This window comes from Actinophytocola sp. (assembly GCF_050699935.1).
Taxonomy (GTDB): Bacteria; Actinomycetota; Actinomycetes; order Mycobacteriales; family Pseudonocardiaceae; genus Actinophytocola.
Map to the genome: position 1 here is coordinate 1 of NZ_JBOHGB010000196.1, position 11,085 is coordinate 11,085.

Here is an 11,085-nt window from a genome sequence, read left to right on the forward strand (position 1 = left end):
GTAGGGCCAGGAGAAACAGGGACGTGAAGGTCCAGCCGAGCGTCAAGAAGATCTGCGACAAGTGCAAGGTGATCCGCCGGCACGGCCGGGTCATGGTGATCTGCGAGAACCTGCGCCACAAGCAGCGTCAGGGCTGAGCGGTTCCGCGTTGAGCACAGCCGCACCGAGCAGGCAGACGCACAAATGAAGATGCCCTCTCCACACCTGCCGGGTCACACGGACCCGGTTCACCCCCGGACCAGGCCGGGGCCCGGACGGCAACCCGGGACGGTTGGGGAGCAGACCTGGAGACAACGGAACTAGAGGAGACATGGCACGAGTTGCTGGCGTCGACCTCCCCCGCGAGAAGCGGATGGAGATCGCGCTGACCTACATCTACGGCATCGGCCGTACCCGCTCCAAGGAGCTGCTCGCAGCGACCGGGATCAGCCCGGACCTGCGCGCCAAGGACCTGTCCGACGAGGACGTGGTGAAGCTCCGCGACCAGATCGAGGCCAACTACCGCGTCGAGGGTGACCTGCGACGCGAGGTCAATGCGGACATCCGTCGAAAGATCGAGATCGGCTGCTACGAAGGCCTGCGGTGGCGCCGCGGTCTGCCCGTCCGCGGTCAGCGGACGAAGACCAACGCCCGTACCCGCAAGGGTCCCAAGAAGACGGTCGCCGGCAAGAAGAAGGCTGGGAAGAAGTGACCAAGAGCCGCGGCGCCGTCGTGTCCGTCGTCCCGCAGAGGCGACGCAACCGTCAGTTCATGGCCCTGCAGGTGGCGCCCAAGAGCGCCCGCCCGCAGGCGCTCAGGGACCTCTACCTCGATGCGGGCACCCGCATCCGGCGCGCCGTCGAGACGCCGGAGGCCGACGTGCCCGCCGCACCCCAGACCTCGCGTTAACCAGGAGATATCCACAGACATGCCACCGAAGTCTCGTACCGGCGCCGGAGTCAAGAAGGTCCGGCGCAAGGAGAAGAAGAACGTCGCTCACGGGCACGCCCACATCAAGAGCACGTTCAACAACACGATCGTCTCGATCACCGACCCCACCGGCAACGTGATCAGCTGGGCGTCCAGCGGCCACGTCGGCTTCAAGGGCTCCCGCAAGTCGACGCCGTTCGCGGCGCAGATGGCTGCCGAGAACGCCGCCCGCAAGGCCGCCGAGCACGGCATGCGCAAGGTCGACGTGTTCGTCAAGGGCCCCGGCTCCGGCCGGGAGACCGCGATCCGGTCGCTGCAGGCCGCCGGTCTCGAGGTCGGCACCATCCAGGACGTCACCCCGCAGCCGCACAACGGCTGCCGGCCGCCGAAGCGGCGTCGGGTCTAGGGCGGGGGAGGAGTAGAGAACCATGGCTCGTTACACCGGCCCCGCGACCCGCAAGTCGCGTCGTCTCAAGGTTGACCTCGTCGGCGGCGACCGTGCCTTCGAGCGCCGTCCCTACCCGCCCGGCCAGCACGGCCGCGGTCGGATCAAGGAGAGCGAGTACCTGCTGCAGCTGCAGGAGAAGCAGAAGGCCCGCTACACCTACGGCGTGCTGGAGAAGCAGTTCCGCCGCTACTACGAGCAGGCCGCGCGCACCAAGGGCAAGACCGGTGAGGCGCTGCTGCAGCTGCTCGAGTCCCGGTTGGACAACGTGGTCTACCGCGCCGGCCTGGCCCGCACCCGCCGGCAGGCCCGGCAGCTGGTGAGCCACGGCCACTTCCTGGTGAACGGCAAGAAGGTCAACGTCCCGAGCTACCAGGTGTCGAAGTTCGACATCATCGACGTGAAGCCGAAGTCGCTGAACACGCTGCCGTTCGTAGCGGCCAAGGAGTCCTTCGGCGACCGCCCGATTCCCGGCTGGCTGCAGATCGTGCAGCAGAACCTGCGGATCCTCGTGCACCAGCTGCCGGAGCGCGCGCAGATCGACGTGCCCGTGCAGGAGCAGCTGATCGTCGAGTTCTACTCGAAGTGATTCACCCCGGGAGGCGGTCCGCCGCCTCCCGGGTCCATCCCGGTGGGCGTCAAATAGCGGTCGCCCCTGAGGTAAAGGAACAAGAAAGTGCTGATTTCACAGCGGCCCTCGCTCGGCGAGGAGCCGGTCAACGAGACACGCTCCCGGTTCACCATCGAGCCGCTGGAGCCGGGCTTCGGCTACACCCTCGGCAACTCGCTGCGCCGCACGTTGCTGTCCTCGATCCCCGGCGCGTCCGTGACGAGCATCCGCATCGACGGCGTGCTGCACGAGTTCACGACCGTGCCCGGCGTGAAGGAAGACGTCACCGACATCATCCTCAATCTCAAGGAGCTCGTGGTGAGCTCCGAGGAGGACGAGCCGGTCACCATGTACCTGCGCAAGCAGGGCCCCGGTGAGGTCACCGCCGGCGACATCGTGCCGCCGGCCGGCGTCACCGTGCACAACCCCGACCTGCACATCGCCACCCTGAACGGCAAGGGCAAGCTGGAGATCGAGCTCGTGGTCGAGCGCGGTCGGGGTTACGTGCCGGCCGTGCAGAACAAGCAGGCGGGTGCCGAGATCGGCCGGATCCCGGTGGACTCGATCTACTCGCCGGTGCTGCGGGTGACCTACAAGGTCGAGGCCACGCGTGTCGAGCAGCGCACGGACTTCGACCGGCTCATCCTCGACGTCGAGACGAAGCCGTCGATCACCCCGCGGGACGCGGTGGCGTCGGCCGGCAAGACGCTGGTCGAGCTGTTCGGCCTGGCCCGCGAGCTCAACGTGGACGCCGAGGGGATCGAGATCGGTCCGTCGCCGCAGGAGGCGGACACCATCGCCGCCTACGCGATGCCGATCGAGGACCTCGACCTCACCGTGCGTTCGTACAACTGCCTCAAGCGCGAGGGCATCCACACGGTGGGTGAGCTCGTCTCGCGCAGCGAGGCCGACCTGCTGGACATCCGCAACTTCGGCGCGAAGTCGATAGACGAGGTCAAGATGAAGCTCGTCGGTCTCGGCCTCGCGCTGAAGGACAGCCCGCCCGGGTTCGACCCGACCACCGCCGCCTCGGACTACGCGAGCGAGGGCTGGTCGGACACGGTCAGCGATGCCGGCAACGACGATGGTCAGGACTACGCGGAGACGGAGCAGCTGTAATGCCCACGCCAACCAAGGGTGCCCGCCTGGGCAGCTCCCCGGCCCACGAGCGGCTGATGCTGGCGAACCTCGCCACCTCGCTGTTCGAGCACGGCCGGATCACCACCACCCAGACCAAGGCGCGGCGGCTGCGGCCGTTCGCCGAGCGGCTGATCACCAAGGCCAAGGTTGGCGACCTGCACAACCGTCGGCAGATCATGCGGGTGATCCGGAACAAGGAGATCGTGCACCGCCTGTGCACCGAGATCGGCCCGTTCTACGGCGACCGCAACGGCGGCTACACGCGGATCATCAAGACGTTGCCGCGCAAGGGCGACAACGCGCCGATGGCGATCATCGAGCTCGTTCAGGAGAAGACCGTCACGGCCGAGGCCGAGGCGGCCCGCAAGACCAAGTTCGCCGCCGACGAGAAGAAGGCGGCGACGACGGACGAGCCGACAACGGAGCCCGCGGAGGCACCCGCGGCCGAGGTCGTTCCGGAGACCGCGTCGGATGTCGTGGTCGAGGAGAGCGAGTCCGACGACGAGCACCCCTACGGCGCCGGCAGCCGTGCCGCGCTGGAGGACGGCTCGGAGCCGGAGGGCTTCCCGATCAAGGGCAACGCCGACTCGATGCTGTACCACACGCCGGACAGCGAGTACTACGACCGCACGGTCGCCGAGGTGTGGTTCAAGACCGAGGAGGACGCCGAGAAGGCGGGCTTCGCCAGGCCCCCGTCGCAGGACGAGGACGAGTCCTGAGTCCTACTCCCGGCGAGCCCGTCATCCCCACCGGGGATGGCGGGCTCGTTCGCTTCCGGCTCGACATCTCCTATGACGGCACGGAGTTCTCGGGCTGGGCCCGACAGCCGGGGCGCCGGACCGTGTGCGGCGTGCTCGAGGACACGATGTCCATGGTGTTGCGCGAGGACGTTCGGCTCACGGTTGCCGGGCGCACGGACGCCGGTGTGCACGCGTCCGGGCAGGTGGCCCACTGCGATCTGCCCGCCGAGCTGCTTTCCGTGCCGGAGGGGTTCCGCGACCGGCTCGCCCGCGCGCTGCCGCCGGACGTCCGGGTCCGCGAGGTCCGACCCGCGCCGGCAGCCTTCGACGCGCGGTTCTCGGCGGTCCGGCGCCGCTACGTCTACCGGGTGTGCGACCACTCGTGGGAGGCGGATCCGTTGCGGCGCAAGGACACCGTGACCTGGCCGCGCGCGCTGGACGTCGCAGTGCTGAACGAGTCCGCCGCGCTTCTGTTGGGGGAGCACGACTTCGTCGCGTTCTGCCGCCGCCGCGAAGGTGCCACGACGATCCGCGAGCTCCAGCGGCTGACCTGGACCCGCCGGCCCGGTGGTGTGCTCGCGGCGGAGGTGGCCGCGGACGCCTTCTGCCACTCGATGGTCCGCAGCCTCGTGGGCGCGCTGCTCGCCGTGGGGGAGGGCCGCCGGCCGGTGACGTGGCCGGCCTCGCTGTTGGACGCGGAGGCCCGGGCCAGCTCGGTCGCGGTCGCCCCGGCGCACGGCCTCACGCTGGCGGCGGTGGACTACCCCCCGGACGACGAGCTCGCGGCCCGAGCGGAGCTCACGAGGAATGTTCGGACGGCGGCCTCCGGCCCCCGGAAACCAGCGTAGCGAGAGGGACCGACATTTGCGGGCGGCGCGGAGCGTTGCTGTGGACACTGTGCTGGGCTTCAGCAAGGCGGTTCGGGGTCGCCGGTCGTAGAGCGGCGCAGTGCTTTCCTACCGGCGATCAAGGTTGTCCTGCCGTAGCGGAAGGTCGTACACGGACGAGCAAAGCGGCGACGCGAAGAAACCATGGGATCGTGGAGAGCCTTCTGTAGGACGCCGACGAGCTCGTCCACTTTTCCCGCCGGGACCTCCGGTCCGTAGTGGCCGGTGAAGATCCGTGCCCCATCGCGGATCTCGCGCAGACGCAGCGCGCTGCGCAGGTAGTCGGGGACGCTGGCCGAGGGCAGGGCACCAGCCAAGATCGGCGCGTTGTAGAGCATGTCTCCGACGAACACGAGACCGCGCTCGCGGTCGACCAAACCCACCGAGTCCGCCGAGTGCCCCGGCATCGCCATCAGGTCCACCCGGCGACCGCCGAGATCGATGCTCGACCCCACCGGCCACCACTCGTCGACCGGAAAGGGGCGCGGCAGCGGGGCAAGCCGGGTCGACAGGCGTGGACGAAACTCGCCCGCGAACACCATGCCTCGGTTGACCGCCAGGTCGGCCATCGCGATCCGCGTGGTGGCCTGCCGGGCGAGGCGCCGGTGGTTGCCGATGTGATCGTAATGGGCGTGGGAGCACAGCACCGTCACCGGAAGATCAGTCAGTCGCCGGATCACTCGCGTGATGTCGCGCCAGCCGGAGCCGGAGTCGAAAAGCAGCGCCCGCGTCCTGCCCAGCAGCAGATACTGATTGTTGCGCTGCCAATAGAGCCGCTCCTGGATCGCGAAGGTCCCCGCATCGAGCCTGGTCACGGCGAACCACATGCCGTCAGCTCCTTCCAGCCGAGCCACGCCGCCGCCCAGCCGGTCGATCACGTCGCGGTGGTCCGCCGACCACCGCGTCTCGATCTTCTCGAACTTACCCGACAGGGATCGGCGGGTGCCTGTCGTCTGATGGGCGTACGACACTGAGCGGCGCGTCCGGGGGAACGCGCCGCTCAGTGCTTCCCGGTCAGACCTCGGTCCGAGAGGTCAGCCGTCGCTCACAGGTCGAGTGTCCAGCTGTCGATGCGGCCATGGTCGCGGGACGCCGCGTCGCGGACCCGGAGGTTCCAGGTGCCGTCGGCGACCTCGCCGGACAGGTCGCGGCTGTAGGTCTGCGCGATGTCGTTGCCGGTGCCACCGGACCGGTCGTGCAGGTTGTACGCCGTGCCGTCGGGTGCGACGAGGTCGACGACCAGGTCACCGATGTAGGTGTGCACTATGGACACCGCGATGCTGGCCGACGCGCTGCCGTTGCCGGTGCAGCCCGAGATCGTGATCGGGCTGCTCACCGTCGCGTTGTCGATGATCCTGACGTTGGCGCGGTTGGTCACCGGGTCGCAGCCGTCCGGTGGGGTCGTGCCGCCGGAACCGGTGAACAGCAACAGGTTCGGCGAGCCGGTGCCCGGGTTCGTGATCTTGTCCGGGGTGGCCGCGGCCTTCATCGCGTCCTGTACGGCCGCCGGGGACGCGGCCGGGTTGGCGGCGAGGTAGAGCGCCGCGGCGCCCACCACGTGCGGGGTGGCCATCGAGGTGCCGCTGATCGTGTTGGTCGCGGTGTCGTTCGTGTTCCACGCCGACGTGATCTCCTGGCCCGGCGCGAAGATGTCCGAGCAGGTGCCGAAGTTCGAGAACGACGCGCGGGCGTCGGTCCGGGTGGAGGCGTTCACCGTGATCGCCTCGGTGACCCGCGCCGGGGTGAAGTTGCACGCGTCCGCGTTCGAGTTGCCGGACGCGATGCCGTAGGTGACGCCGTCGTTGATCGAGTTCCGGACGGCGTTCTCGGTGGCCGCGTCCGAGCCCTGGGCGCCGAGGCTCATGTTCGCCACGGCCGGGCCGGAGGTGTGGTGCTGGGTCACCCAGTCGATGCCGGCCGTGACGCCGGCGAACGAGCCGGAGCCGGCGCAGTTGAGCACCTTGACGGCGACCAGGTCGACCTCCTTGGCAAGGCCGTGGGAGGTGCCGCCGATGGTGCCCGCGACGTGCGTGCCGTGCCCGTTGCAGTCGGTGTCGTTGCCGTCCCCGGTGGTGTTGGTGCCCCAGGTGGCGCGGCCGCCGAAGTCCTGGTGTGTGGTGCGGATGCCCGTGTCGATCACGTACGCGGTGACGTCGCTCGCGGTGGTCGAGTACGAGTAGTTGGCGTCCAGCGGGAGGTCACGCTGGTCGACGCGGTCCAGCCCCCACGACGGCGGGTTCGGCTGGTCGGTCGTCAGGTGGACGGTCCGGTTCTGCTGTACGTACGCGACGCCGGGGTCGGCGGCGAGCCGGCGGGCGGCCTGCTCGCTCATCGTGCCGGCGAAGCCGCGCAGGGCGGATCGGTAGGTGTGGGAGACCTCGCTGCCGTACTCGGCGGCCGTGCTCGCCACCTGGTCGGCGACCGCCCGCGCGGACATCGTCGAGTCCTTGAACACCACGACGTAGCTGCCCTCGATCGCGTCCGCGGAGCCGGCGTAGAGGATCTGGCCCTCCGCGGCCTGGGCCACCGTGGCACCGAGGCCCACGCTCAGCGCGACGGCGGTCACCGCGGCGAGCGACGCCGTGCGGGCGCGTCTCTTCGAGATCAGGCGGGTCAGTCTCATGGCCGGTCTCCTTTGCGCAGGGCACAGCCTCGACCCAGCCCTCGTTGGGCGTCGGCTGTGGACGGAGAGGTGGAGTGTCCGCAGGGCGGACACATCAACATTCGCCCGGATACCGTGGTGACGCAAGAGAGCCAGGCGTGTTCGCTGTGCGACTTATGAACGTATGGACGCTGCTGGGAAGAAGTTCGACCGTCCGGCCGAGCGAATTGCTCCGGCCGCCGCGTCCCGCACACGACAAGGCCGCCCCCGTCGTAGGACGGAGGCGGCCCCGGGGTGCTGCTGGATCTACAGGTCGAGCGTCCAGCCGTTGAGTGTGCCGGTGTCGATGGAGAACACGTCCTGCACGCTCAGCGTCCATGTGCCGTTGGCGGTCTCACCGCTGAGGTCGACGGTGAACGTCTCGTTGACGTCGTCGCCACCGTCGAAGCCGTCGGAGTCCTTCAGACGGTAGGTCTGGCCACTCGGCGAGACCAGGTCGATCACCAGGTCACCGCGGTAGGTGTGGGCGATGTCCACGGCCACGGTGCTCGACGCGCCGGCGTTGCCCTCGCAGCCAGCGATCTCGGTCGCGCTGGTCACCGCGTCGCCGGCGTCCGGAATGGACACTCGGTTGGTGTTGGGCGCGGCGTCGCAGCCCGTCGGCGGCGGCGGGGGCGGGGGCGGAGGCGGCGGGTTGCCGTCCCCGGAGCCGGTGAAGAGCAGCACGTTCGGCGAGCCCTCGCCCGGGTTGGTGACCTTGTCCGGCGTGCCGTTGGTGGTCAGCGCGGTGGCCACGTCGGCCGGGGCCGCCTCGGGGTTGTCGGCCAGGAACAGCGCGGCCGCGCCGGCCACGTGCGGCGTGGCCATCGAGGTGCCGCTGATCGTGTTGGTGCCGCCGTCCAGCCAGCTCGACGTGATGTCCACGCCCGGCGCGTAGATGTCGGTGCAGGTGCCGAAGTTGGAGAAGGAGGCCTGCGCGTCGTTGAGGTCGGTCGCGTTGACGGTGATGGCCTCGGGCACCCGGGCCGGGGAGAAGTTGCACGCGTCGGCGCTGGAGTTGCCGGACGCGATCGCGTAGGTGACGCCGGACGCGATCGACGCCTGCACGGCCGAGTCGATGGCCGCGTCGACGCCGCCGCCGAGGCTCATGTTCGCGACGGCCGGCTTGACGGCGTTCTGGGTGACCCAGTCGATGCCGGCGACGACCTGCTCGGTCGTGCCCGAGCCGGAGCAGCTCAGCACCCGCACGGCGACGAGCGCGGCCTCCTTGGCCAGGCCGTGGGCGGTGCCGCCGACCGTGCCCGCCACGTGCGTGCCGTGGCCGTGGCAGTCGGTGGCGTCGTCGTCGTTGTCCACCGCGTCGAAGCCGTGCGCGGCGCGCCCGCCGAAGTCCGGGTGCGTGGTCTCGATGCCGGTGTCGATCACGTACGCGTGCACGTTGGCGGCGGTGGTCGCGTACGAGTAGTTGCTGTCCAGTGGCAGGTCGCGCTGGTCGACGCGGTCCAGGCCCCACGACGGCGGGTTCGGCTGGTCCTCGACGAGCTTGACGGTCTGGTTCTGCTGCACGAACTCGACGGCCGGGTCGGCGGCGAGGCGCTTGGCGTCCTGCTCGCTCATCTGTGCCGAGAAGCCTTGCATGGCCGCGGTGAACGTCCGGGTGACCGTGCCGTCGTACTGGGCGGCCGTGTCGGCAGCCCGCGCCGCGGCGCCGTCCTTGAACTTGACGATGTAGCTGCCTTCGATCGCGGTCGCCGAGTCGGCGCCGAGTACCTGGCCCTCGTCGGCGGCACCGGCCGGCGCAGTCGCGACGACCGCGAGGCTGACGGCGACGGCCGCGACCGCCCCGAGCCCGCCCAGGCGCGCCACAGTCCTGCGACGTGACTGTTCCATGTCTCTCCTCCTGCAGGGACGTCACCGGCAGTAGCCCTCATGCCACCGGAGACGTGGGGGAAATTCCGTCCGCGAGCGGACACCGTCAACGATCGTTCACCCAAGATCCCTTGACACCCGACGAAAGTCGGGAACTGTGAACATATTCGCTGGCGGGAACAATCGGCCTCGCCGCGTCCCGAAACGGGGCTTTCGCCCTCTGGTGCGGTTGCCCTAGTCGCCCCTGCGCACCGGCCCGAGGATCGCCTGCTCCTTCTTCGTGGTGACCAGCCGAAGCGGCTTCCACAGGTTGCGTCCGAGCGCGACGACCTGATCGTCGGCGAGGTTGGTCAGCTGGTGCACCATCGGCGGGGGCAGCCGCCAGATGCGCGCGGCGAGCTGTGCCTGGCCGACCGGCAGCCGCTGGAGCAGCACGAGGTCGGCCGCGTTCGCGGTGGCCCCGGCCTGCGGGTGCATGTACGGCAGCACGTAGACCGTGGTCTGCCACGGCGAGCGGGGTGGGAACAGCTCCTGCGGGGTCGGCCCGCCGTCGTGCACGACGAGCAGCGGCCCGTCCTCGGACGGGCGGGGCAGCTCGACCGGGCTCAGCCGGCGGATCTGCACGAGCGGTGCCGGGCGCCCGTCGGGCCCGTTGCCGGCGGCCTTCTGCAGCAGGTGCCACGCGTCCGGGCGACCCGTCGCGACGACCACCCACGCGCCGACGGCCATCGCCCGCAGCGCCACCTGCCGCGCCATGTACAAGCCGCCGACGAGCACGATCCTGGTCGGCGCGGGGCGCAGCGCGGAGATCGTCAGCGGCTCGCCCTGCATGCCCGAGCCGAGCATCATGCCGCCGCGGTCGCCGCTCGGGCTGACCGCGTCGAGCATCGCGGGCGGCACCAGGAACTCCTGGCTCAGCCCGGCCCCGTACTGGGTGTCCAGCAGCCTGCTCGAACCGGTCACAGTGCCCATGGTTCGCTCCGTTCGGTCGCTTGACCGCCGTCTTCCCTCGTCGCGTGCTCGGCGCTCGTTCCTCGCGCCTGCGCGCGCACCTGCGTCCAGACGGCGGACGCTCCCTCACTCCCGCTCACGCCCGCCCTCCCAGCGGCAGCGTCGCGGCGAGGCCGGCGACCTGCAGGCCGCGCAGCGGGGTGAGCGTGATGCCCAGCCGGTCGGAGATCGCGGACAGCCGGCCGTCGGCGTACTCGAGCTCGCCCGGGGTGCGGGCGCTGACGCGGACCAGCCCGCGCATGCCGACCTGGTTGTCGTCGCTGCCGGGCGAGATCGACACGGCGACCGTCGAGGACAGTGCGCGCACGCCGGTGAGCGCGTTCAGGCTCTGCGCCGTCTTGCCGCGCGACCAGCCGGTGATCGCGTAGCTGGCGTGCCCGACGCCGGCCGCGGTCACGCCGGTCCACCGCTCGCGCAGCCCGACCCGCTGGTTGGAGCCGGCGACCGCGGTGAGCTCGGCGGCCGAGATGCCGGCCTTGAGCAGCTCGTCCGGGTCGAGCGGCCGGGTGGTCACGCCGCGCGACTCGAGCGCGTTGCGTACCCGGGACAGCGCGCCGATCAGCGCCCGGTGCGCGCCGAGTACGCCGCCGCCGCGCTCGCGCACGGCCGCCGGGCAGCGGCGCGGGTCCAGCCGGACCGCGACCCAGGTGGTGCGCCGGGCGGCGGCCGGCAGCGGGCCGAGCACCTCCATGTACGAGGCGAGCGCGGGGGAGTTCGCCGGCAGTGCGGCGCTGCCGGGGTAGCAGTGCCAGATGACCTGGATGGCGTCGAGCACCACGCCGCGGTCCTCGAGGCAGGGCGCGAGCGCGCCGAGCGGCAGGTTGGGCGAGCTGCCGACCTGCGAGACCAGCGCGGGCGCCGGGTCGACGAGC

Annotated in this window: 12 protein-coding genes and 1 pseudogene; 8 read left to right on the forward strand and 5 right to left on the reverse strand. The window is 70.4% G+C overall.

Translation table 11 applies throughout. The features are described 5' to 3' along the window. Nucleotides 1–23: 23 nt before the first annotated feature. From rpmJ to truA, 8 genes and pseudogenes are all read left to right on the forward strand, one after another. Nucleotides 24–137, forward strand: a complete 114-nt coding sequence (gene rpmJ / locus ACRDTB_RS34815; protein WP_010148647.1) for a 50S ribosomal protein L36 — start codon at nucleotides 24–26, stop codon at nucleotides 135–137. A gap of 173 nt (nucleotides 138–310) precedes the next feature. Continuing rightward, nucleotides 311–691 (forward strand): 30S ribosomal protein S13, encoded by a 381-nt coding sequence (gene rpsM / locus ACRDTB_RS34820; protein WP_431436493.1) that lies wholly within the window; start codon nucleotides 311–313, stop codon nucleotides 689–691. Next, on the forward strand, nucleotides 688–888 hold the full coding sequence (locus tag ACRDTB_RS34825; RefSeq protein ID WP_431436494.1) for a hypothetical protein: 201 nt from the start codon (nucleotides 688–690) through the stop codon (nucleotides 886–888). Before rpsM ends, ACRDTB_RS34825 begins: the two co-directional genes overlap by 4 nt. A gap of 19 nt (nucleotides 889–907) precedes the next feature. Further along, a complete protein-coding gene (rpsK, locus tag ACRDTB_RS34830; protein ID WP_431436495.1) occupies nucleotides 908–1,315 on the forward strand; it encodes a 30S ribosomal protein S11 in 408 nt (135 codons plus the stop codon). Nucleotides 1,316–1,337: 22 nt separating this feature from the next. Further along, nucleotides 1,338–1,943 carry a 30S ribosomal protein S4 gene (gene rpsD / locus ACRDTB_RS34835; protein WP_431436497.1) on the forward strand — a complete coding sequence of 202 codons (606 nt, stop codon included), beginning with the start codon at nucleotides 1,338–1,340 and terminating at the stop codon, nucleotides 1,941–1,943. Nucleotides 1,944–2,030: 87 nt separating this feature from the next. Beyond that, the gene (locus ACRDTB_RS34840; RefSeq protein WP_431436498.1) at nucleotides 2,031–3,083 is read left to right on the forward strand and encodes a DNA-directed RNA polymerase subunit alpha; all 1,053 of its coding nucleotides are present in this window, start codon (nucleotides 2,031–2,033) and stop codon (nucleotides 3,081–3,083) included. Then, nucleotides 3,083–3,613 (forward strand): annotated as a pseudogene (gene rplQ, locus ACRDTB_RS34845) (50S ribosomal protein L17); the annotation flags it as partial. The gene ACRDTB_RS34840 and the pseudogene rplQ, both read left to right, overlap by 1 nt. Before the next feature lie 233 nt (nucleotides 3,614–3,846). Continuing rightward, nucleotides 3,847–4,692 (forward strand): tRNA pseudouridine(38-40) synthase TruA, encoded by an 846-nt coding sequence (truA, locus tag ACRDTB_RS34850; RefSeq protein ID WP_431436506.1) that lies wholly within the window; start codon nucleotides 3,847–3,849, stop codon nucleotides 4,690–4,692. A gap of 59 nt (nucleotides 4,693–4,751) precedes the next feature. On the opposite strand, the gene ACRDTB_RS34855 is transcribed toward truA, so the two are convergent. The 5 genes from ACRDTB_RS34855 to eccE all read right to left on the reverse strand — a co-directional run. After that, nucleotides 4,752–5,702, reverse strand: coding sequence for an MBL fold metallo-hydrolase (locus tag ACRDTB_RS34855; RefSeq protein ID WP_431436499.1), 951 nt, complete (start codon nucleotides 5,700–5,702; stop codon nucleotides 4,752–4,754). A 74-nt stretch (nucleotides 5,703–5,776) separates the two neighbouring features. Continuing rightward, entirely contained in the window at nucleotides 5,777–7,354 is a 1,578-nt protein-coding gene (locus tag ACRDTB_RS34860; protein WP_431436501.1) for a S8 family peptidase, read from the reverse strand. A gap of 285 nt (nucleotides 7,355–7,639) precedes the next feature. Continuing rightward, a complete protein-coding gene (locus ACRDTB_RS34865) occupies nucleotides 7,640–9,223 on the reverse strand; it encodes a S8 family peptidase (protein ID WP_431436502.1) in 1,584 nt (527 codons plus the stop codon). 213 nt (nucleotides 9,224–9,436) lie between these two features. Continuing rightward, the gene (locus ACRDTB_RS34870) at nucleotides 9,437–10,174 is read right to left on the reverse strand and encodes a hypothetical protein (RefSeq protein ID WP_431436503.1); all 738 of its coding nucleotides are present in this window, start codon (nucleotides 10,172–10,174) and stop codon (nucleotides 9,437–9,439) included. 115 nt (nucleotides 10,175–10,289) lie between these two features. Then, nucleotides 10,290–11,085: type VII secretion protein EccE (gene eccE / locus ACRDTB_RS34875; RefSeq protein ID WP_431436504.1), on the reverse strand; the 796-nt coding region annotated here is incomplete at its 5' end.